Source organism: bacterium (assembly GCA_024742285.1).
Lineage (GTDB): Bacteria > Myxococcota_A > UBA9160 > UBA9160 > UBA4427 > UBA4427.
This window is the reverse complement of record JANSYR010000003.1, coordinates 429,576-450,410: the sequence shown is the minus strand read 5'-3', so window position 1 is coordinate 450,410 and position 20,835 is coordinate 429,576. Positions and strand designations below refer to the sequence as shown.

The following is a 20,835-nucleotide window of genomic DNA, read 5'->3' as shown; positions in this document are numbered from 1 at the left end:
AACCGTGCGTCTCGAAGAAGTGCGCCTCGAAGGGTAGTCGGCTGGCCGGTCGTCGCCATTGAGAGATACCGACCGGGTGCGAGCCGAGCGAACCCCGCGGCACGCTACGCTCCCACCATGCTCGAGCTCTACCACAACGCCGCCTCGACCTGCTCCCAGAAGGTCCGCCTGGTCCTCGACGCCAAGGGTCTCGATTACACCTCCCACGAGATCGATCTGATCGGCGGCGGTCAGCACGACCCCGAATACGTCAAGCTGAATCCGAGCCACGTCGTCCCGACCCTCGTCGACGACGGCCGCGCCTTCGTCGAGAGCACGCTCATCAACGAGTACGTCGACGAGGCCTATCCGGAGAAGCCCCTGCGGCCGACGGACCCGGCCGGACGACATGCCGTCCGGCTGTGGACCAGGATGATCGACTCGGTGCATCCGCAATGCGGCGTGATCACCTTCGCGATCGGCCCGCGCGCGATTCTTCTCCAGCAGCCCGAAGAGGTCCGAGAAAAGAACCTCGCCGCGATCCCGGACCCGGCCCAGCGCGCTCGGCGTCGCTCGGTGATCGAGCACGGCGTCGAGGCCCCCGAGTTCGTCGGCGCGCTCCACGCCCATCTCGACTTCCTCGACGACATGGACGCGGCCCTCGCCGGGCAACCCTGGCTCTCGGGCGAGACCTTCGGACTCGCCGACGCGGCGGCCCTGCCGTACGTGCTGCGCCTACGCCATCTCGCGATGGACACGCTCGTCGAGGCCCGACCGCGGGTGGGCGACTGGTTCGCACGCGTCGAGTCGCTTCCGACCTTCGCGAAGTCGGTGACGGACTGGCTCCCGGAGCCGGTGCTCGCGATGTTCCGTGCGAACGGCGAAGCGGTCCGGGCCGAGGTCGAGAAGGCCGCGGCGGCCCGTCAGGCGCCGTGATTCGACGGATCCTCCTCCTCACGCTGCTCTTCTGCGCTTCGTCGGGTGCGGCTCGCGCGGAGACGGCCGCGGGCTTCCACGCGCTCGGTGATCTCCCGGGCGGCGCCTTCGCCAGCCGGACCCTCGACCTGAGCGCCGACGGGCGCTTCGTCGTGGGCGCGTCGATCGTCGACGAGTTCGATCGCGAGGAGGGCTTCCGTTGGGATGCCGACGCCGGTCTGGTGGCCCTCGGCGATCTCGAGGGCGGCGCGCGAGTGAGTCGCGCGACCGCGATCTCCGGCGACGGTCGCGTCGTGGTCGGGACCAGCCAGTCCTCCTCCGGCAAAGAGGGCTTCCGCTGGAGCGCGAGTGAAGGAATGCTCGGCCTCGGCGATCTGCCTCGCGGCATCTTCTCGAACGACGCGATCGGTGTCTCCCGGGACGGATCCGTCGCGGTCGGTACGGCCCAGGCGATCCGCAGCGTCCGGACCTGGCCGCGCGCGTTCCGCTGGACCCGCGATACGGGCATGGTCGACCTCGGAAGCCTCGAGGGTGGACGTCCGAGCAGCCGCGCAGACGACGTCTCGGCGGACGGAAAGAGCATCGTCGGGGGCGCGAGCTCCGAGCGCGGGTGGCAGGCGACCCTCTGGCGCGAGGGCGAAGCGCCGCGCGGACTCGGCGACCTCTCCGGAGGCGCCTTCGAGAGCAAGGCGCGCGGCATCGCGCCGGACGCGAGCGTCGTCGTCGGGGTCGGGACGAGCGCGCGCGGGCCGGAAGCCTTCCGATGGAGCGTTCGAGGCGGCCTGCGGGGCCTGGGCGACCTCGCCGGAGGCGCCCACGACAGCGAGGCGCTCGCGGTCTCGCAGGGCGGCCGATGGATCGTCGGGCGCGGCACGACGAAGCGCGGGAGCGAGGCCTTCGTCTGGTCGCGAACGCGTGGCCTCCGCTCGGTCGAGGCCGTCGCAGGCGCGAACGGGATCGACATCCCGAAGGACTGGCACCTCGAGCGCGCCGAGGCGATTTCCGACGACGGACGAACGATCGCCGGGACGGGGCGAAACCCCGAGGGCGCGACCGAGGCCTGGGTCATCGTCCTCCCGCCGGCCCCCGCCGACTAGCGCGCGCGGACCTTCAAGCCACGAAGCGGGGGCTCCGATACGCGACGCATGCGCGTCGCCGACCTCGTCCCGACCCTGGCTCTCGTCCTCCTCTCCGGTGCCGTCGGCCCGCTGGCGGACGCCGCGGCGGCGTCGACCGAGGAGACGTCCGAGTGGACCTGCCACGATCGGGTGTGCCTGCGCACGGTGCGCCGCGGAGAGTTCGTGACGTTCCAGATCCAGAGTCGGCGCAAGGCGTCGACCTGGATCGTCGTAGAGCCGACGACCCTCGAGAACCTCCGCCCGCTGCAGCCCCTGCCCTTCGCCCTCCGCGCGGAGCCCGGCGGGCGCTACGACGCGGGGGTCGCGGCGATCGTCGACCAGCGACGTGCCTACGCCCACGAGACGAAGTTCACGATGCTGCGCGGGAATCCGAACGCCGTCCACGACGACTCGCGTCACTACCGCATGCCCTTCGGCGGCGGGACGCGGCGCGGCATCAGCCAGGGCTACAACGGCAAGTTCAGCCACAAGGGGCTCGGCGCCTATGCCCTCGACTTCCCGATGCCCTGGGGCACGCCGATCCTGGCGAGCCGCGGCGGCGTGATCGTCGAGGTGATCAACGACATGGTCGCGAGCGGAACGCGAACCGGGGAGTTCGAGAAGGACAACCGGGTCGTGATCGAACACCGCGACGGGACCTTCGCGATCTACGCGCACCTGCGACACGGCGGCCCCGCCCGGGTCGGACAGCGCGTTCGACAGGGGGACCTGATCGGCCTCTCCGGCGACACCGGCTTCTCGACCGGCCCGCACCTCCACTTCGAGGTCTTCAAGCTCCGGCGCGACGGCAAGCGACAGACGATCCCGGTGAAGTTCTGGAACGGGACGCCGCGCGGATTCACGCCGGTCGCGGGCCTCGTCTACAAACCCGGCTGTCCGAGCTCCGGGGGGAGCCAGTGCATGCCCGGCGAGCTCGCCTTCGAGAGCCCGCGCGAGGGTCCGAGTCCGGCCGCGCCGGCGCAGGCAGCGCCGGCGCGAGCGTCCCGACGCGCTGCGGATGGCGCGTGCCACTGCGCCAACGGGGCGGTCCTCCACGTGGACCTGCCCTGCAACCTCGTCTGCGGACGCTAGCCACGCATCAAGCCGAACCGATCGGCGCCGACGGACTGAAGCGGATCGGGAGCGTCGCGAGCCCGGCCACGTTCCCGGCATGGACGACGCTCACACCGGACTCGTCGACTTCGTAGTCGGGCAGCCGGGCGTGGATCTCCTCCATGGCGACGCGCGCCTCGAGTCGCGCCAGCCGTGCGCCGAGACAGAAATGGGGGCCGAAACCGAAGGCGAGATGCTGCACGGCGTTCCGGTGGAGATCGAAGCGATTCGGCTCGTCGAAGCGGCGCGGGTCGTGATTCGCGGCACCGATCAGGAGCACCACGCGATCGCCGGCGGGAATCGTGCGTCCGTGTAGCCCGACGTCGCGGGTCGCCGCCCGGACCATGTACTGGGTCGGGCTGCGGAAGCGCAACGACTCTTCGATCGCCGCGGGAATCCACCCCGGGTCCTCGACGATCGCGGCCTTCTGCGCCGGATGACGGGAGAGTTGGTGCACGGTGTTCGCGATCAGCTTCTCCGTCGTCTCGTTGCCGCCGGAGATGAGCAGGAAGCAGAAACCGAGGATCTCGCGATCGTCCAACCGCCGGCCCTCGAGTTCCGCCTCGACCAGTCCGGAGATCAGGTCCGCCCCCGGCTTCTTCCGCTTCCGCTGGATCAGATCGGCGAAGTAGCGAAGCAGATTCCCCGAGGCTTCGGAAGCTGCGGGGGAGATCGACGACACGCCGTCCTCACGGTGCATCATGGTCTCCGTCCAGGTCCGGAGCGACTCGTGATCCTCGGACGGCGCGCCGAGAAGCGTCGAGATCACGTCGGAGGGCAAGCGCGCCGCGAAGCGCTCGATCAGATCGCACGCCCCGGACTCGACGAGCTCGTCGAGGAAGCGGGTCGTCAATGCGCGGATCCGCGGCTCGAGCGCCCCCACCCGTTTCGGGTTGAATTCCCGGACGATCAGCTTGCGGAGCCTCGTCTGGACGGGCGGATCCATCCCGATCATCGACGGCGCACTTCCGGACCCGACTTCTTCGAGGGCCACGCCCTTCGTCGACGTGAAGCGCTCCCAGTCCCGGTAGCCTTCGAGGACGTCGTCGAAGCGCGACAAGGTCCAGAAGTCCATCTCCGCGTTGTGGTGGCAGGGGGCCTCGTCCCGAAGCCGCGCGTAGGTCGGGTACGGATCCTCGTGCATCTCGTAGCTGAAGGGATTGAAGACCAGGGACTCGGACATCGGAACTCCAGGCGGTTGCGTCCCTCATTGTAGGTGCTCGAGCATTCCTGCGACGACGATCCGCAGGGTTGCCCCCAACGGCGCGATCCGCTGGACTCCGGATGGCGATCGCCCGCGCCGCCGTCCCGGTCCGCGCGAATCAGGAGCCTCTTCTTGCGCAAGACCACCTACTGGCAGGACAACCTGCGTCTCGTGGGGCTCTGCCTCGCCGTCTGGTTCCTCGTGTCTTTCGGCTTCGGGATCCTCGGTCTCGACTGGCTGAACCGGATCGAGTGGGGCGGCCTGCAGGTCGGCTTCTTCTTCGCCCAGCAGGGCTCGATCTACGTCTTCGTCGCGCTGATCTTCTTCTACGCCTGGCGCATGGGGAAGATCGATCACGAGCACGGCGTGGAAGAGGACTAGGCGTGGATCTCCAGACCCTGACCTATCTCGTCGTGGGTGCCTCCTTCGCCCTCTACATCGGGATCGCGATCGCGAGTCGCGCCAGCAGCACCGGCGAGTTCTACGTGGCTGGCGGCGGGGTCCATCCCGTCGCCAATGGGCTCGCCACCGCCGCCGACTGGATGTCCGCAGCGTCCTTCATCTCGATGGCGGGACTGATCGCGTTCCTCGGCTACGACGGCTCGGTCTATCTGATGGGATGGACGGGCGGCTACGTCCTGCTGGCACTCCTCCTCGCGCCCTACCTGCGCAAGTTCGGGAAGTTCACGGTCCCGGAGTTCATCGGCGAACGCTACGAGTCCCAGACCGCCCGCGTCGTCGCCGTCGTCTGCCTGATCCTCATCTCCTTCACCTACGTGGCCGGGCAGATGCGCGGGGTCGGGATCGTGTTCTCGCGCTTCCTCGAGGTCCCGATCGGCGTCGGTCTGTTGATCGGCATGGCGATCGTCTTCGTCTACGCCGTCCTCGGCGGCATGAAGGGCATCACGTACACCCAGGTCGCCCAGTACTGCGTGCTGATCTTCGCGTATACGGTCCCCGCCGTATTCATCTCCTTGCAGGTCACCGGACAACCCCTGCCGCAGGTCGCGATGGCGAGCACGGTGGAAGGCACCGACGGCGTTCCGCTGCTCGTCCAGCTCGACCAGGTCGTGACGGATCTGGGCTTCGCCGCCTACACGGTGGGGTCGAAGAGCCGGACCGACGTCTTCTTCATCACCCTGGCGCTGATGATCGGGACCGCCGGCCTGCCCCACGTGATCGTGCGTTTCTTCACCGTCCCCCGCGTGCGCGACGCGCGCATGTCCGCCGGCTGGGCACTGCTCTTCATCGCGCTGCTCTACACAACGGCCCCCGCCGTCGGCGCCCTCGCCCGGCTCAACCTGACCGAGACGATCCAGAAAGGACCCGTCTTCGAAGCGACGGCGAATCTCCGCTACGAGGATCGCCCCGCGTGGTTCCGGACCTGGGAGGACACGGGGCTTCTCGCGTTCACGGATCGGAACGGGGACGGGCGGATCCAATACTACGACGACACGAACGCCGCCTTCGCCGCCGAGGCCGCGCGCCACGGCTGGGCCGGCAACGAGCTCCGGGTCGACCGGGACATCATCGTGCTCGCGAACCCCGAGATCGCGGGCCTGCCCGACTGGGTGATCGCCCTGGTGGCCGCCGGCGGGATCGCCGCCGCCCTCTCGACCGCCGCCGGGCTCCTGCTGGTGATCTCGGCCGCCGTCTCCCACGACCTGCTGAAGGGCGTCTTCCGCCCGGACATCGGCGAGTCCGGGGAGCTCAAAGCGGGTCGGACCGCGACCGCCGTCGCGATCCTCTTCGCCGGCTACCTCGGCTACAACCCGCCGGGCTTCGTGGCCGAGGTGGTCGCCCTCGCCTTCGGCCTCGCCGCCGCCTCTCTCTTCCCGGCCATCCTCCTCGGAATCTTCTCCTTCCGCGTGAACAAGCAGGGCGCCATCGCCGGCATGCTCGCCGGCCTCTTCTTCACCCTCGGCTACATCGTCTGGTTCAAGGGAATCGTCATCCAACCGATGGCCGCCGACGTCGCCGAGAACTGGCTCTTCGGGATCTCTCCGGAGGGGATCGGCGCCGTCGGGGCGGGCCTCAACTTCGCCGTCGCCCTCGGCGTGTCCGCGTGGACGCCCCCGCCCTCGGACGACGTCCACGCGTTGGTCGAACGGATCCGCGTGCCGAGCTGAGCGGGCCGTCTCGCGATTCGCGACGCCCTCCCGAGCCCCTCCGCGCAGGCCGGCTGCGGGACGAACGCCCTCGCCTACTGAACGACCGGAAGCGTGAGGATCGGACCACCGGACGGCAGCTCTCCGGCCTGCAACGCGAGCACGAGGTTCAGCATCGTGAAGGTCGACTTCGAATCGAGGTCCCTGTCGTCGATCCAGAACGTGTGGCCGCGATAGCGGACCGACGCGTACGCCGGCTCCGACGGACGGCCGGACTCCACGTCGAGCAGGGATCCGGTCACGCGACCCCAGTCGAAAGCGTCCCCGTCCCGCGAGATCGTCGTGGTGACACGCCCCGCCAGCCGGTCGTCTTCGGGCACGCGAATGCCGTGCGATGCGTAGAACATCGACGAGAGCACCGAACGCAGAACCAGGTTGATGCGGTGGGGCGCACGCGCGCCGATCCCGCTCACGAGCTCGAAGATCTCACGACCAGGCTCGAGGCCGAGCCGCCCCTGGAGCTCCCGGAACTCGTCGGATTCGATCGCTTCCGGCGCGAACTTGAGAAGGACACCCTGTTCGGTGGGCTGCGGCGTCTCGGCGCCGCGGCCTCCGAGCGATCCACCGATCAGCTGCAGCTGTCGACGCATCTGCAGGACTCGCAGCAGCTCGGCGACCCGGAGGAAGTCCTCGAAGACCGGCTCCGTCGACGGCGTCGGTCCCGACGCCGTCGGCGCGTTCGGAACCCCGCCGATCTCCTGCACGAAGAGCCGAAGGAAACGGTCCATCGACCATCCCGCGTGGGACAGGAGCAGCAGGATCTCGGGTGCGACGGGCTCGAGCAGCTGGGTCACGAAGCGGTCGCCGACCAGCGGCGTGTAGGTGATCGTGGGCGATTCCTCGATCAACAAGGTGCCCGAGAGCAGCCGGCTGTCGGCTCCGTTCGGAACGAAGGAGGCTTCGCTCCCGAGGCCCGCGGCCGCGCGCATGTTCGTCGAGAGCGAGGCGATCTGGAGGAAGTAGGGCGAGTCGCGATAGCGCAGACGAACCAGGTTCAGCAGGAGCTCTTCCGCGCTCGTCTCCTGGGCCGCCACGTTGTAGTGGGTGCGCGTGAGCGAGACGGTCGCCGGCCCGAGCCGCCCCCCGCAGCCCGCAAGGAGGCTCAGCATCGCGATCAGCGCCACCACGCGGCGCGCTCTTCTCCCTCTCGACCCCATGCGACGATCGTAGCCGATCGGGATGGCATTGCGCGCTCGGCTTGCCACCATCGGACCTGAGGGAGCAGATCCCGGGAGGCTCGATGGACCGACTCGAAGGCAAGACCGCGATCGTCACCGGCGCGGCGCGGGGATCCGGCGAAGCGATCGCCCGGCGACTCGTCGCCGACGGCGCCTGCGTCGTCCTGGTCGATCTGCTCGACGAACTCGGCGGGGCCGTCGCCGAGGATCTGGGCGAACGCGCGCGCTATGCCCACGGCGACGTCACGAAAGAAGGCGACTGGAGTGCGGCCATCGCCCTCGCACAGTCCGCGTTCGGACCGCTGACCACCCTCGTGAACAATGCCGCCGTGATCCACATCGCCCCGATCGAACACACGGACGTCGAAGACTACCTCCGGCTCGTCCGGGTGAACGAGATCGGCACGTTTCTGGGCGTCCGGTCGGCGATCGCGCCGATGCGCGAGAACGGCGGCGGATCGATCGTGAACATCTCCTCGATCGACGGCCATCACGCGGCGGGCGGCACGAGCGCCTACTGCGCTTCGAAGTTCGCCGTCCGCGGCCTGACCAAGGTCGCGGCGCTGGAGCTCGGCCGCTACGGGATCCGCGTGAACTGTGTGAACCCGGCCGCCGGCAGCAACGAGATGGTCGAGCCCTTCGTGCCGGACATCGCGAAGATGCGTGAACTCCAGGAGCGGCACGATCCGCCGCCGATCGGACGACGCGGACGCGTCGAGGACGTCGCCGGAACCGTCGCCTTCCTCGCTTCGGACGACAGCGCCTTCTATACCGGGGCCGACTTCGATCTCGACGGCGGGATCACCGCCGGTATGAAGGTCAAGGGACCGATTCCGGGCGCACCGCCCGGATCGGAGTGAGGAGGACGCCATGCCCCGCGCCCTGATGCTCGTGGCCTCGAGCACGACCGACCCCGAGCGGGTCGACGACTTCCATGCCTGGTACGAGTTCCACGTGCAGGAGCTCCTCGCCCTCGACGGGATCGTGAAGGCGACCCGGTGGGAGGCGAGCCCGCATCAGCTGATCCCCGGCCTGGATTCGATCGACGGCCGGCGCTTCCTCGCGCTCTACGAGATCGAATGCGACGACGTGGAAGCGATGCGGGACCGGATCAATGCGACGAGCGGCGACCGCACCCACAGTGAGCTGCTCGAGCTCGACCCGCTGCCGGTGACGCTGCTCTTCGAACACCGAGGAGAATGGTCATGAGCGCCCTGCCCTACGAAGACCTCCCCGACGACCCCAACGCCCTCTTCCAGGAGATCCTGACCACGGGGTCCCAGGGCGGGGATCTGGTTCGTCTCTATCACCAGCTCCGCGCAGCGGCGCCGGTCTTCCGCGCCGACTTCCCGCGGCTTCAGAACCCGTGGGTGATCACGCGCTTCGAGGACGACGAGCTGCTCGTGCGGAACGCGTCGCTGATCAAGGACGATCGCCAGCTCGTGATGGCCGGCATGGGGAGCGGCGGGCCCTTCATCGAGGCGATGCGCGGCATGTTCGCCTTCATGCCACCGCCGCGACACACCGAGCTGCGCGGCCTGGTGAACCGCGGATTCACCCCGCGATCCGTCCGACAGCTCGAGCCCCACATCGAGGCGCTCGTGCATCGCCTGATCGACGAGCGGCTCGAAGCCGGCGAGATGGATCTCGTTCGCGACTACGCGTTCCGCATCCCGGTGACCGTGATCTGCGAGCTCCTCGGCGTTCCGCTCGAAGCCGTTCCGTCCATCGAGGCCTGGTCCCGCACGTTCTCCGAGCGCGCCGACGAGGGCGGGGACCTCTCGCCCGAGATGGAGGCGGCAGGAAACGAAGCGGCCCGGCAGTTCATGGACTTCATGCAGTCCCTGATCGACGCGCGACGCGCGGAGCCCCGCGACGATCTGATCTCCCGCCTCGTCGCCCTCCAACGCGAGACGGGCGCGGCGCTCTCCGACGCCGACATCGTCTCGACGGGCCTGCTCCTCTTCCAGGCGGGACACGAGACGACCGCCAACATGATCGCGAAGGGGGCGCTCGCGCTCCTGCGTCATCCGGACCAGCTCCGGCTGCTGCGAGAGCAGCCGGCCCTCGAGAAGAATGCCGTCGAGGAGCTGCTCCGATTCGATACGCCGGTCCAGATGACGACGAAATTCGCCGCAGCGGACGTGCCCTTCCACGACCGCACGATCCGGAAGGACGACACCGTCATGTTCTTCTGGGGCGCTACGAATCGCGACCCGGCTCGCTATCGCGATCCAGACACCCTCGACATCGAGCGCGACGACATCGACCACCACAGCTTCGGGATGGGCGCCCACTTCTGTCTGGGTTCGTCCCTCGCCCGCCTCGAACTCCGGCACGCCTTCTCGGCCCTCGCCCAGCGCCTGCCGGGGCTGCGGCTGGCGGGCGATCCGGTCTACAAGGGCCAGCTCCACGTGCACGGCCTCGCCTCGCTTTCCGTCGCCTGGTAGACCCGACGCGCGGCCGAGCCGTTTATACTCGGAGGTCATGCACACGCGCGCCCTCCGCCCGGCGTCCGCCCTCTTCCTGGGGTGGGCGATCACGCTCCTCTTCGCCGCCTGCCAACCGCCACGCGCGACGCCGATCGACGAGCCGGCGGGCGAGGAAGGCGATCCCGGCCGCGACGCCTGGGTCCTGCCCGACGAGATGGGTGCGATCTACCAGGCCCAGTGCGCCGTCTGCCACGGACGTGGCCACGAGGGCGGCGCCCTCGGCCCCTCCCTGCTCGGCGAGCTGAAGGACGGCGACACCCTCGAGGCCCTCGTCTCGAGCATCGCGACGGGGGTCCCCGAGTCGGACATGCCCGCCTGGCGCGACGTGCTTCCCCCGGACGAGATCCGCGGCCTGGCCATCTACCTGCTCGAGAAGCGGCACGGCGACCGCGGTGCCGAAGGCCAGGGCGTCGGCGCCGTCCCCTCGATCCCGACCGAGCCGATCCCCACGGAAGACTACGCGCTCCGGATCGAGACGATCTACACCGGTCTGACCGAGCCCTACTCGATCGCGCCCCTGCCCGACGGGCGCTTCCTGGTGACCGAGAAGATGCAGGGCCTCTCGATCGTCGAGGCGGATGGTCGGGCGATCACGCTCGTCGAAGGCACCCCGCGGATCTGGAACGACTCCGTCCTGCGCGGCACCGCCTACACCGGAACCGGCTGGGCCCACGAGGTCGCGCTCCATCCGAACTTCACCGAGAACGGTTGGATCTACTTCGTCTACGGCGATCGTTGCGACGACTGCAACGCCGCCAGCCGCGCGTCCGGGAAGAGCGCCGCGATGCTCCGGCTCGTCCGCGGCCGCCTCGACGGCCATCGCTGGATCGACCAGGAGACGATCTGGGAAGCGCCGAAGGGGACCTACCAGATCGACGGCGCCGAGAACGGCGCCGGTGCTCGGATCGCCTTCGACGATCGGGGCTACGTCTACCTGACCGTCGGCCACTACACCGACTACTCGGGCGTCCAGGACCTCTCGCGGCCCGACGGCAAGACGATGCGGATGCACGACGACGGCAGGACGCCGGACGACAATCCCTTCGTCGACGTTCCGGACGCGCTCGCTTCGATCTGGACCCTCGGCCATCGCGTCGCCCAGGGGCTCGACTTCGACCCGGCGACGGGACTCCTCTGGTCGACCGAGCACGGACCTCGCGGCGGAGACGAGGCCAACCTGCTCCTGCCGGGGCGCAACTACGGCTGGCCGGTCGTCTCGCGCGGCGTGGACTACGACGGGCGCCCCCTGCCCTACGCGAAGAAGCTCGGACTCGAGGTCGACCCGGCGGATCTGACCCCGACGACGATCGACTGGACGCCTTCGCCCGGCATCTCGAGCATCGTCTTCTATCGCGGCGCGCTCTTCCCCGAGTGGCAGAACGACCTGATCGTCGGCACGCTCTCGAAGGGCGATCTCTGGCGCTACGTCGTCGACGAGAACGGCGAGCGGGCGCGCGAGACCCTGATCGAAGCGCTCGGCCGGTTCCGTGACGTCGAGGTCGGACCGAACGGGGAACTGATCGCCCTCCTCGAGCATCGCTCGGGGAGCATGATCCTGCGGATCGAGCCCGCAGAACGATGATCGAGGATCCGAAGATGCGCAGAAATCGACTGATCGCCGCCCTCCTTCTCGTGTCCGTGACCTTCGCGACCTGGACCGGGGTCGCCGCCGCCGACACGGGCGAGATTCGTGTCGCCAACGGACGGGTCACCCTGCCCTTCGCCGACGAAGCCCCGAGCGTCTACTTCGTGCTCCGGAACGGCAGTACGCGGACGCGCACCATCGTCGGCGCGAGCTGCGACTGCGCCGAGAAGGTGTCCATCCGGCGCACCGCCGTCGACGAGGACGGACAGTGGTCTTCCGAGCCCATGCCCGGCGGTATGCCGGTGCCCGCCGGCGGTGACGTCGCCTTCGTGGATCGCGGCCTCTTCCTCCGGCTGATGTCCCCGCGTACGCTGACCGGTGGCGAGAAGCTCGAGATCATCCTCGAGTTCGCCGACGGCGAGAAGGTCCCCTTCGAGGCGATCGTCGAGGACGAATGAGCCGCGGCGTCCCTGGGCGTCCGACGCCCAGGGACGATCGCGCCACGACGTCCGCCTAACGTCCCGGATCGAGGCTCACGCTCTTCACCAGCGCGAAGACTTCGCGCCCTTCCGCGAGCTCGAGCTCCTCGACCGCCGCCCGCGTGAGTCGGGCGCGCAGGTGATCCTCACGGAGCTGGATCGTCACGTCGGACGCCCCCGCGCCTTCGTGGCGGATCGCCGTGATCCGGCCGGGCAGCACGTTCCGGATCGAGAGTCCCGCCGGCCGCTCGATCGCGATCGCCACGTCCCGGGCCAGGACCCGCAGGCGGACCGGATCCCCCTCCACGAGGCGATCGGCCAGAGGAAGCGAGACCGTGTCGCCGTGCAGGTCCACCTGCGTGAGGTGGAGTCGCTCGTCGTGGCGGAGGACTCGTCCTTCGAGGACGACGCTGGCTTCCTGGCGGTCGGCGAGACGGGAGAGATCGAGGCGCTCGACGACTTCCGCGGTCGGCCCCTCTCCGACGCCCTGCCCGTCCGCGAGCACGAGGACCCGATCCGCGAGTCGGACCACCTCGTCGAGATCGTGGCTGACGAAGAGCGTGGGAATCGCGAAGCGGCGGGTCACCGCTTCCAGGTAGGGAAGGATCTCCGCCTTGCGGGCGACGTCGAGGCCCGCGAGCGGCTCGTCGAGCAGAAGCAGCTCGGGTCCGGCGAGGAGCGTCCGCGCGAGGGCCACGCGCTGGCGTTCCCCGCCCGACAAGCCCTCTACGCGACGCGCGAGCAGGGACGAGAGATCGAGGCTCGTCACGACGTCCGACGCGGCGAAGCGCGCGTCCCCGCGCCCACGCCGGCGCGCGGCGAAGTCGAGATTGCCCGCGACGTCGAGATGGTCGAAGAGCCGGGCGTCCTGGAAGAGGAAGCCGATCGGGCGCTGGTGGGGCGGCACGAAGCGCCCCCCGTCCGCGTCGAAGAAGACGTCGTCCCCCAGGCTGATGCGGCCCCGGACCGGTCGCTCGAACCCGGCGATCGCCCGGAGCAGCGTCGTCTTCCCGCTCCCGCTCGGCCCGAAGAGCGCGGTCACGCCCCGGGCTTCGATCCGCTCGTCGACCTCGAGGGTGAAGTCCGGGAGCAGGACCCGCACGCACAAGTCGAGCCAGGCCTCGGGCTCGGCGGACGCGGAAGCCCGCGCTTGCTCGCGCTCAGCCGACACGGACGCGGGCCCTCCGGTCGAAGGCGTAGACGAGGACCAGGACGGCGAACGAGAAGACGAGCAGCCCCGCCGCCAACGCGTGGGCCTCCGCGTAGCGAAGCGTCTCGACGTGATCGTAGATCGCGATCGAGAGGACCCGGGTGGCGCCGGGGATGTTGCCCCCGACCATCAACACGACGCCGAACTCGCCGAGGGTATGACTGAAGGTGAGCACGCCAGCGGTCAAGAAGCTGCGTCTCGAGAGCGGCACGGCGACACGCAGGAAGGCGTCGAAGGGGGACGCGCCGAGGCTGGCCGCCGCCTCGATCGGCCCCCGTCCGACCCCCTCGAAGGCGGCGGCGAGCGGCTGCACCATGAAGGGGAGCGAATAGATCATCGAGGCCACGACCAGCCCCGAGAACGAGAAGGTGAGCGTGTCGCCCGTCGCCGAGAGCCAGAGCCGGCCGAGGGGCGCCTCGGGACTCATCAGGATCAGCAGGTAGAACCCGAGCACCGTCGGCGGCAGGACCAGCGGCAGCGCCGTCACCGCTTCGACCAGAGGTCGCGCGCGAGACTCGGTTCGCGCGAGCCACCAGGCGATCGGGGTGCCGACCATGAAGAGGAGGCCCGTCGTCCAGGCCGCCAGCTGGAGCGTGATCCAGATCGGTGTCGGATCGACGGAAGCGAACGACATCGTTCAGGGCACCTCGTAGCCCGCGGCCTCGATCGCGCGCCTCGCCTCGTCCGTGGCGAGATAGTCCAGGAAGGCACGTGCCGACTTTTTCTCGGCGGCCCGCGCGAGCAGGACGCCCTCCTGGCGGATCGGGGCGTGGTGGCGCGCGGGCACGAGCCAAGCGGCCGACCGGCGCGCCGGGTCGCCGATGACCTGGGCCTGGGCGACGAGGCCGAGCTCGGCGTTGCCGCTCGCGACGAGGGCGAAGGTCTGGCCGATGTTCTCGCCGAAGACGAGTCGATCCGCGAGGACCACGTCGAGCTCGAGGGCCCGCAGGACCTCGCGCGCGGCGACGCCGTAGGGCGCGAGCGACGGATTCGCGATCGCCAGGTGCCGGAACGTCCCCGTCGCGAGGAGCTCCGGACCGACTTGCGTCGGCAAGTCGTCGGCGCGGCCAAGGAGAACGAGTCGGCCGACGGCGTAGACGCGGCGGGCGTCCGGAATCGCTTGCCCGTCGGCCACGAGTCGCGCGGGACGAGCCGTGTCCGCGGCGAGGAAGACGTCGAAGGGCGCGCCGCGCACGATCTGCGCGTAGAGCTTCCCGGTCGAGCCCGCGACGAGGGTGATCTCGTGTCCGGTGGACGCGGCGAAGTCTTCGGCGAGCCCCTCGGCCACCGGGGCGAAGTTGCTCGCGACGGCGACGACCACCTCCTCGGCGCCGCCGACCATGGGGGGCAGCAGAACCAGGAAGGCGATCCACAGCGTCATCGGGCGGCTTCCTCGGGCAGATCGCGTCACGGGTCGAGGCTAGCAGCCACGGGCCCGCGGGCGGCGCGACCCACGGCCCCCTACGCTTTTGCCGCGCGGTTTCCCGCGCCCACCCGGAGATCCCTTGCCCCTCGACGATTCGGAGAAGGAAGAGTTGCGGGGCCTGCTCGAGACCCTCGCCCGGGAGCTCGACGAGGGGCTCGAGAGCGCCGCGGACGCCGCGCGCCCGGTGGAGCTCGACCCCCCGGCGATCGGGCGGGTGTCTCGGATCGATGCGATCCAGCAGCAGAAGATGGCCGAGGCCAACCGGGCCGCCCAACAGGCCCGGCGGCAGGCCGTCCGTGCCGCCCTCGCGCGGATTGGCGAGGAAGAGTTCGGCGAATGCCGTGCGTGCGGCGAAGACATCGGCCTCGCCCGCCTCCGTGCCCGCCCCGAATCCCACACCTGCATCGACTGCCAGACCGCGCGCGAGCGCGCCTGACCGACACGACGCCGCGCCGTCGAGCACGGCAGGTCCACTGCGAGCGAAGAGAGGATCCCCCATGTCCGACGAACCCTTCGCCCCTCGCCCCCTCGCGGTGAATCTGTTCAGCGTCCGCCGCCAGCTGATCGAGGACTTCGCGGGGACCCATGCCCGACTGGCCGAGCTGGGATACGTCGGCGTCGAGCCGATGATCTTCGGACCGGTTCCGCTCGAGGCGCTTCCGGAGGACATGCGCGTGCCCTTCCCGGAGGCCGACCGCTACCGCGCGCTCCTCGACGAACTCGGTCTCCGGGTCGCGAGCCTGCACGCACCGCTACCCGAAGGCGAAACCGCCCAGGCCGTGCTCGATTTCGCGGAGACGATCGGGACCGACCAGCTCGTCCTCGCGAGCTTCATGGCTCTGCCCGGCGCGGCGAACGCACACGCCGACCTCGACGTCCTACGGCAAGCGATCGATCGCTTCGGCACCGCCGCCGATCGCGCCGCCGAACGGGGGATCGCCCTCGGCTTTCACAACCATCACTGGGAGTGGGAGGTCCGCTTCGAAGAAGGCTCCGCCTGGGACGTCTTCTGGGCGGAGGTCGACGACCGGGTGAACGCCGAAGTCGATACCTACTGGGCGCAGACCGCAGGTGAAGACCCCGTCGCCGTCCTCGAGGCGCTCGGCCCGCGCGCCCGCCGTGTCCACCTGAAGGACGGGTCGTGCGTGCTCGGCGAGCCGCAGGTCGCGCTCGGCGAGGGCCGCGTCGACGTCGCCGCCTGCGCACGGGCGGCCGTCCATGCGGACTGGCACATCGTGGAGCTCGACGAGTGCGCGAGCGACGTGTTCGAAGCGCTCCGGAAGAGCGCCGACCACCTCGTCGCGCTCGGCCTGAGCCAGGGGCGCGGCTGATCCGGAGGTCGCCCGAGACGACGACGCCCCGGAGATCACGGGGATCTCCGGGGCGTCGGGGTAGATGCCGATCGTGCGCGGCCGTGCGTGGCGCGGCGGGATCTCGCCCGGGCCGCGCGCCGAGCGCAGGGCTTCCCGAGGCGTGTTCGCCAGGAGACCCGATCGGGAGGGTCTGACTAGACCGTATGGGCGAAGAGTTCGCCGATCGCCAGCACCCAGCCCGTGGCGAGCAGGGCGCCGATCGTCATGCAGATTCCCGTTTCGATCTTCTGGATGGCCTTCATGGTTCCGACCTCTTGTTGCCTGGGGGAGTTGGCTCGCGACGCTTCACGCATCACTTGCCGGCGGTCGAAGTGCCGCCGGACGCTTCGCCCGATGCCTGCGGTTCTGGAGCGTGTGATGGAAACGTTCATGGACACAGGATCGGCTCGCTCGCGTCACGACATTATGAAGACCTTCTCCGAATCGTCAACTTGCTGCGGCGATTCCGTGACGATTTCAATGAAACATCGATTCGCAATCGGCCGAAAGCTGGCGGAACCACCCCGATTCGAAGCGCGTGAATTCACAAATTCACACGAACGCCACATAAGGACTGCGAACGTGCAGACCTGCCGACGAACCCGGCGGTGGACCTCGAACCTCGACCGCGTTCAGACCGCGGTCAGAAGTTGATCTTCGCCTGGGTGTAGACGTAGTCGGAGTCGCCCTGGCGGTTCGAGGTCGACGACGTGGAGTTGGTGTCGATGAACTCGCCGGTGAAGAGATGGGCGTAGCCCGCCTCGAGGAGGACGGTCTCCGGGACGATCCGCCATCGCACGCGGAACTCGATCTGCGTCCCGATGTGATCGCCGGACGAGCCTCGCGGATCGACCACGCCCGAGGTGGTCCACCCGTCGGTCTTCGAGGCCAGCCAGAACGAGCGCGCCATGGCGAAGGCGGTCACGCTGTCCGAGGGCTTGATCTCGGCGCGGAGCCCGGGCGTGATCAGGTTCGCCCGCGCAAAGGGACCGTAGATGCCCGTCGGGCCGAACTCGAAACGCCGCGCCCCGAAGAGGGTGTCGAAGCGCTCGTTGTTTCCGTCGTTCGGGCTCGAATCACCGCTCGCCCAATCGAGCTGGAACGCGAGGCGCGGCGTGGCCGGCGCGTCGAAGGTGTAGCCGAGTGTCCCGTGGACGAAGCCGGCCAGGTGGTCCTTCTCGCTCGTCGAGGAGGCCGACGTGCGGGACTGACCGGCCTGGAGGGTCGCCTCGATCTGGAAGTCGACGACTTCTTTCGCCTTCTTCCGAACGAGTCGGAAGCCCGGCGTGTAGAGCTGGCGGTTCCGGGTCGGACGACTGCCGCTGTCGCTCTCGTGCAGCCCGAACAGGAAGAGCTCGCCGCGCACCCCGTCGACGCCGAAGAGCGCATCGAAGTCCCGCGCTGCGAAGACGCCCCAGAAGAGGTTGTCGAAGTCCTCGCGGTCGAAGACCACGTCGTCGTCGCGCAGGCGGCGACGGCGGTTCGCGGAGGACTGAGGGTTCGGCTCACGCTGGACGGGCAGCGTGAAGAAGACGCGCAAGTTGCGGCCGGCGTCTGCGCCCTTCCCGTGCCAGTCGAGATCGATGCCGGTGAAGCCGTTGATCGTATTTCGGTAGCGGTTGCGTGCCACGAAGCGCCGCGAGCCGACGTCCATCGTGATGCGTCCGAGCCGAGCGCGGAGCTTTCCGCCGAGGGCGTCGCCGTCCCAGCGGACGTAGGCCTGGAGGAGCTCCGCCGGGTTCACCGTCGTCGTGTTGAGGACCGCATCGGAAGAGAGGAAGGCACGCGAATCCATCAGCTCCGCGCCGACGCTGAAACCCTCGGGCAGCTTCACCTTCGCGTGCAGCAGGGTCCGCATCGCGAAGACGTCGGTGTACGCCTTGCCCCGGTTGGCCACCCGGAACGGGTCCGAGAGCCCTTCGTAGCGGCTCCGATGTTCGAACGAGAGGGAGATCGTGTCCGAGCCGATCACGTCATCGAGCTTCCAACCGGCCTGAGCAGGCAGGGCCATCACGAGCAGACTGGCGAGGACGAGCGGGAGGGATCGAGAGAGACGCGGCAAGGTCGGCAACGGGCACTCCAGCGAGGTGGGGAATCGCGGCGCCGCAGTCTAGGTAGGGGGATTCCGGCTCGCAACGCGACCGATCGGACCCTTCCCAAGGCCTGACGCGGAGGGCCCGACGCGGAGGGCCGGGCCGATCGGGGTTCGGGCCGATCGACCCGGCCGGCACGCAGGACGGAGCGTGCAGAGGGGGTCGCGTCGTCGGCGTGACCTAGTGCCTCACATCGCCGTGGAGCGCGTCCTGGCCACGACTCGCGAGGTCGATCGCCGTCTCGTAGTGGTCGAGGAGTCGGCGCGTCTCTTCGTCCCAGGTCCTCCGCTCGGCCGCCTTTCGGCCCTGGGCCCCGAGATGGCGTCGCTGGCTCGGGTTGTGGAGCAGCTTCTTCACTTGCCGGATCGCTTCGGCGGGATCGTCCGGCTCGTAGAGCAGACCGTTCTCCCCGTCGATGATCAGGTCGAGCGGTCCGCCCGCGCGCGCGGCGACGACCGGCGTGCCGGAGCTCATCGCCTCGAGCACCACGAAACCGAGCGTCTCCGTCGTGGACGGCATGAAGAAGAGATCCGCGCTCGCATAGGCCGCCGCGAGGTCGTCTCCGCGCAGGAAGCCGGTGAACACGAACCGTCTTCCCCTGGCCATCTTCTCGAGGCGCTCCCGATCCGGCCCGTCGCCGACGACGGCGACGTGCAGCCCGGGAATCGCGTCGTGCAGCTCGAAGAGTCGATCCAGCCCCTTCTCCGCGCCGACGCGACCGACGTAGACGGCGAGCGCCTTCACGGCGTCGGGCCGGACCTCCTCCGTGAGGCGAAGCCGCATCGTCGCGCTCGCCGCCTTCGGCCGGAAGCGCTCCGTGTCGACGCCACCGCGCCAGATCCCGACGGGCTCGATGCCGTGCGACTCGAGCTCCTCCCGGGTCACCGTCGAAGGGCAGAGATTCAGGTGGGCGAGGCCGTGAACCGCGCGGATCACCGGCCAGATCGCCGGCTGGGCGAAGCCGAGGCCCCAGCGCGGCAGATAGCGCGGCAGGTAGGCCGGCAGATCCGTGTGGTAGGACGCCACGAGCGGAAGACCGAGCGCGCGGGCCGTGATCGAGCCGAGCACGCCGAGGCTCGCGGGGCCGACCGCATGGACGACGTCGGGACGAAACTTGAAGAGCTCCCACGCGACGCGCGGATCCGGATGCGTGATCTGCAGTCCCGGGTAGAGCGGCAGCGGCAGTCCCGGGACCTGGACGACCTTGACGCCGCGGTAGCTGCCCTGCGCGTGGAGCGGGCCGAAGACCCGCACTTCGTGGCCGCCGTCGACGAGTCGATCGATCGTGTGACGCAGCCGGTTCGTGATGCCATCGATCTTCGGTAGGAAGACCTCGGAAAAGATCGCGATCCTCATTGGACACCCCCCAGTGTGATGTGGCGAGTCTACGCACCCATCGACTCGAACCGGGGACGACCCTGGGGCATTGGCTGCACACTTCGGTGTCACGAGCGCCGCTTCGCAACGGGAGCGCCCGCCGGACGACGCGGTCCCGCCATCGCCGTCAACGGATCTTCACGGAGGGACGCGGCGATCGACCCCGGCGCTCCCAACCTGGCTGCGCTCCGTTCAGTCCGAAGGGGCCCGGGCGGCTGCGATCTCCGCGACCTCGGCCTCGTGCCGACTCGTGTCGCTCGGCCCGCCGACGCGCTCAAACGGCGGCCAACGCGGCGGCGCCGCTTCCTCGACGCGGTCGCCCATCACCGTCACGCGCTGGATCACGCGCTCCTCGTGAAAGTCGTTGAGCACGAAGTGCTGCGTCGTGCGGTTGTCCCACATGGCGACCGTGCCCGTCTCCCAGCGATAGCGGACGGTGAACCGCGGGTTCGAGACCCAGCGCGTGAGGTGCCCCAGCAGCAACGCACTCTCGTCGGCGGACAGCTCGACGATCCGGCGCGTGAAGTGCTCGTTCACGAAGAGCACCTTGCGGCCGCTCACCGGATGGACGCGCACGACCGGATGGATCGCCTTCACGTCGTCCAGTCCGTGGGGCTCGCCGTCGTGGATGGCGGTGAGTCCGTCGCAGAGGTCGCGAATCGGCGGGGACAGCTCGTCGTAGGCCATCGCCGGATTCGCCCACATCGTGTCCCCGCCCACCGCCGGCGCGCGCACCATGTGCAGGATCGAGTAGAGCGCGGGCGAGTCGAGGCAGGTGAGATCCGAGTGCCATTCGTCGGCGACCCCGCCACGTCTTGCCGAGAGCTCGAAGATCTCGGGCGGCAGGCCCTCGGTCGGATTCTCGAGATGAGGATGCCCTTCGAGCTCGCCGTAGTGACGGCCGAAGGCGATGTGCTGGTCGACGTTCAGCGATTGGCCCGGAAAGAAGAGGACATGGTGGTCGAGCAGGACACGCTCGATCGCGCGCGCCCCCTCCCCGTCGAGCCGGCCAAGGTCGACGCCGCGGGCCTCGGCGCCGAGGGCCCCGGCGAGGCGTCGCACGTGAAAGCCTTCCGGGGTCGTGTAGCTGGCCTGGGAGGGATCGTGATCAGGACGCGCCATGGC

The 20,835-nt window shown here is 69.4% G+C and carries 21 protein-coding genes; 12 read left to right on the top strand and 9 right to left on the bottom strand.

The window, feature by feature from the left end; translation table 11 throughout:
* Positions 1-117: 117 nt before the first annotated feature.
* From NXI30_08480 to NXI30_08470, 3 genes are read left to right on the top strand one after another with little or no spacing between them, the layout of a single operon-like run.
* A complete protein-coding gene (locus NXI30_08480) occupies positions 118-915 on the top strand; it encodes a glutathione S-transferase family protein (protein ID MCR9094239.1) in 798 nt (265 codons plus the stop codon).
* The gene (locus tag NXI30_08475) at positions 912-2,012 is read left to right on the top strand and encodes a PEP-CTERM sorting domain-containing protein (protein MCR9094238.1); all 1,101 of its coding nucleotides are present in this window, start codon (positions 912-914) and stop codon (positions 2,010-2,012) included. Before NXI30_08480 ends, NXI30_08475 begins: the two co-directional genes overlap by 4 nt.
* A gap of 48 nt (positions 2,013-2,060) precedes the next feature.
* Positions 2,061-3,125: a M23 family metallopeptidase gene (locus tag NXI30_08470; protein ID MCR9094237.1), complete on the top strand. Its 1,065-nt coding sequence runs from the start codon at positions 2,061-2,063 to the stop codon at positions 3,123-3,125.
* A gap of 7 nt (positions 3,126-3,132) precedes the next feature.
* Here NXI30_08470 and NXI30_08465 read toward each other — a convergent pair whose 3' ends face one another.
* On the bottom strand, positions 3,133-4,329 hold the full coding sequence (locus NXI30_08465; protein MCR9094236.1) for a cytochrome P450: 1,197 nt from the start codon (positions 4,327-4,329) through the stop codon (positions 3,133-3,135).
* Between the two features lie 153 nt (positions 4,330-4,482).
* Between NXI30_08465 and NXI30_08460 the strand changes: the two genes are divergently transcribed.
* Positions 4,483-4,731 carry a DUF4212 domain-containing protein gene (locus tag NXI30_08460; protein ID MCR9094235.1) on the top strand — a complete coding sequence of 83 codons (249 nt, stop codon included), beginning with the start codon at positions 4,483-4,485 and terminating at the stop codon, positions 4,729-4,731.
* Between the two features lie 2 nt (positions 4,732-4,733).
* Positions 4,734-6,479 carry a cation acetate symporter gene (locus tag NXI30_08455; GenBank protein MCR9094234.1) on the top strand — a complete coding sequence of 582 codons (1,746 nt, stop codon included), beginning with the start codon at positions 4,734-4,736 and terminating at the stop codon, positions 6,477-6,479.
* A 74-nt stretch (positions 6,480-6,553) separates the two neighbouring features.
* Here NXI30_08455 and NXI30_08450 read toward each other — a convergent pair whose 3' ends face one another.
* Positions 6,554-7,675 (bottom strand): hypothetical protein, encoded by a 1,122-nt coding sequence (locus NXI30_08450; GenBank protein ID MCR9094233.1) that lies wholly within the window; start codon positions 7,673-7,675, stop codon positions 6,554-6,556.
* 83 nt (positions 7,676-7,758) lie between these two features.
* Here NXI30_08450 and NXI30_08445 point away from each other — a divergent pair, with 83 nt between their 5' ends.
* Genes NXI30_08445 through NXI30_08425 form a run of 5 tightly spaced genes read left to right on the top strand, consistent with a single transcriptional unit; the run spans position 7,759 to position 12,231 of the window.
* The gene (locus NXI30_08445) at positions 7,759-8,556 is read left to right on the top strand and encodes a glucose 1-dehydrogenase (protein ID MCR9094232.1); all 798 of its coding nucleotides are present in this window, start codon (positions 7,759-7,761) and stop codon (positions 8,554-8,556) included.
* Positions 8,557-8,566: 10 nt separating this feature from the next.
* Entirely contained in the window at positions 8,567-8,905 is a 339-nt protein-coding gene (locus tag NXI30_08440; protein ID MCR9094231.1) for a hypothetical protein, read from the top strand.
* Positions 8,902-10,146, top strand: a complete 1,245-nt coding sequence (locus NXI30_08435) for a cytochrome P450 (GenBank protein MCR9094230.1) — start codon at positions 8,902-8,904, stop codon at positions 10,144-10,146. Before NXI30_08440 ends, NXI30_08435 begins: the two co-directional genes overlap by 4 nt.
* A gap of 37 nt (positions 10,147-10,183) precedes the next feature.
* Positions 10,184-11,770, top strand: coding sequence for a PQQ-dependent sugar dehydrogenase (locus tag NXI30_08430; GenBank protein MCR9094229.1), 1,587 nt, complete (start codon positions 10,184-10,186; stop codon positions 11,768-11,770).
* Between the two features lie 14 nt (positions 11,771-11,784).
* A complete protein-coding gene (locus tag NXI30_08425; GenBank protein MCR9094228.1) occupies positions 11,785-12,231 on the top strand; it encodes a copper chaperone PCu(A)C in 447 nt (148 codons plus the stop codon).
* A 55-nt stretch (positions 12,232-12,286) separates the two neighbouring features.
* On the opposite strand, the gene modC is transcribed toward NXI30_08425, so the two are convergent.
* The 3 genes from modC to modA are packed head-to-tail and all read right to left on the bottom strand — an operon-like array spanning position 12,287 to position 14,843.
* Positions 12,287-13,423, bottom strand: coding sequence for a molybdenum ABC transporter ATP-binding protein (modC, locus tag NXI30_08420; GenBank protein ID MCR9094227.1), 1,137 nt, complete (start codon positions 13,421-13,423; stop codon positions 12,287-12,289).
* The gene (gene modB / locus NXI30_08415; protein ID MCR9094226.1) at positions 13,413-14,096 is read right to left on the bottom strand and encodes a molybdate ABC transporter permease subunit; all 684 of its coding nucleotides are present in this window, start codon (positions 14,094-14,096) and stop codon (positions 13,413-13,415) included. The genes modC and modB overlap by 11 nt, the downstream gene beginning before the upstream one ends.
* Positions 14,097-14,099: 3 nt before the next feature.
* Positions 14,100-14,843, bottom strand: a complete 744-nt coding sequence (gene modA / locus NXI30_08410) for a molybdate ABC transporter substrate-binding protein (GenBank protein ID MCR9094225.1) — start codon at positions 14,841-14,843, stop codon at positions 14,100-14,102.
* A gap of 124 nt (positions 14,844-14,967) precedes the next feature.
* On the opposite strand from modA, the gene NXI30_08405 reads away from it, so the two are divergent.
* Entirely contained in the window at positions 14,968-15,324 is a 357-nt protein-coding gene (locus tag NXI30_08405; GenBank protein ID MCR9094224.1) for a TraR/DksA C4-type zinc finger protein, read from the top strand.
* A 61-nt stretch (positions 15,325-15,385) separates the two neighbouring features.
* A complete protein-coding gene (locus tag NXI30_08400; protein ID MCR9094223.1) occupies positions 15,386-16,219 on the top strand; it encodes a sugar phosphate isomerase/epimerase in 834 nt (277 codons plus the stop codon).
* Positions 16,220-16,395: 176 nt separating this feature from the next.
* Here NXI30_08400 and NXI30_08395 read toward each other — a convergent pair whose 3' ends face one another.
* The 4 genes from NXI30_08395 to NXI30_08380 form a co-directional block, all read right to left on the bottom strand.
* The gene (locus NXI30_08395; protein MCR9094222.1) at positions 16,396-16,632 is read right to left on the bottom strand and encodes a hypothetical protein; all 237 of its coding nucleotides are present in this window, start codon (positions 16,630-16,632) and stop codon (positions 16,396-16,398) included.
* Between the two features lie 251 nt (positions 16,633-16,883).
* Positions 16,884-18,311, bottom strand: a complete 1,428-nt coding sequence (locus tag NXI30_08390) for an alginate export family protein (GenBank protein ID MCR9094221.1) — start codon at positions 18,309-18,311, stop codon at positions 16,884-16,886.
* A gap of 202 nt (positions 18,312-18,513) precedes the next feature.
* Positions 18,514-19,689, bottom strand: coding sequence for a glycosyltransferase family 1 protein (locus NXI30_08385; GenBank protein ID MCR9094220.1), 1,176 nt, complete (start codon positions 19,687-19,689; stop codon positions 18,514-18,516).
* A gap of 213 nt (positions 19,690-19,902) precedes the next feature.
* The gene (locus tag NXI30_08380; protein ID MCR9094219.1) at positions 19,903-20,832 is read right to left on the bottom strand and encodes a TauD/TfdA family dioxygenase; all 930 of its coding nucleotides are present in this window, start codon (positions 20,830-20,832) and stop codon (positions 19,903-19,905) included.
* Positions 20,833-20,835: the final 3 nt, after the last annotated feature.

Coding starts and splice junctions, on each gene's coding strand:
- NXI30_08480 (MCR9094239.1), top strand. CDS start 118: ATGCTCGAGCTCTACCACAACGCCGCCTCGACCTGCTCCCAGAAGGTC.
- NXI30_08470 (MCR9094237.1), top strand. CDS start 2,061: ATGCGCGTCGCCGACCTCGTCCCGACCCTGGCTCTCGTCCTCCTCTCC.
- NXI30_08465 (MCR9094236.1), bottom strand. CDS start 4,329: ATGTCCGAGTCCCTGGTCTTCAATCCCTTCAGCTACGAGATGCACGAG.
- NXI30_08450 (MCR9094233.1), bottom strand. CDS start 7,675: ATGGGGTCGAGAGGGAGAAGAGCGCGCCGCGTGGTGGCGCTGATCGCG.
- NXI30_08445 (MCR9094232.1), top strand. CDS start 7,759: ATGGACCGACTCGAAGGCAAGACCGCGATCGTCACCGGCGCGGCGCGG.
- NXI30_08440 (MCR9094231.1), top strand. CDS start 8,567: ATGCCCCGCGCCCTGATGCTCGTGGCCTCGAGCACGACCGACCCCGAG.
- NXI30_08435 (MCR9094230.1), top strand. CDS start 8,902: ATGAGCGCCCTGCCCTACGAAGACCTCCCCGACGACCCCAACGCCCTC.
- NXI30_08430 (MCR9094229.1), top strand. CDS start 10,184: ATGCACACGCGCGCCCTCCGCCCGGCGTCCGCCCTCTTCCTGGGGTGG.
- NXI30_08425 (MCR9094228.1), top strand. CDS start 11,785: ATGCGCAGAAATCGACTGATCGCCGCCCTCCTTCTCGTGTCCGTGACC.
- modB (MCR9094226.1), bottom strand. CDS start 14,096: ATGTCGTTCGCTTCCGTCGATCCGACACCGATCTGGATCACGCTCCAG.
- modA (MCR9094225.1), bottom strand. CDS start 14,843: ATGACGCTGTGGATCGCCTTCCTGGTTCTGCTGCCCCCCATGGTCGGC.
- NXI30_08400 (MCR9094223.1), top strand. CDS start 15,386: ATGTCCGACGAACCCTTCGCCCCTCGCCCCCTCGCGGTGAATCTGTTC.
- NXI30_08395 (MCR9094222.1), bottom strand. CDS start 16,632: ATGAACGTTTCCATCACACGCTCCAGAACCGCAGGCATCGGGCGAAGC.
- NXI30_08385 (MCR9094220.1), bottom strand. CDS start 19,689: ATGAGGATCGCGATCTTTTCCGAGGTCTTCCTACCGAAGATCGATGGC.
- NXI30_08380 (MCR9094219.1), bottom strand. CDS start 20,832: ATGGCGCGTCCTGATCACGATCCCTCCCAGGCCAGCTACACGACCCCG.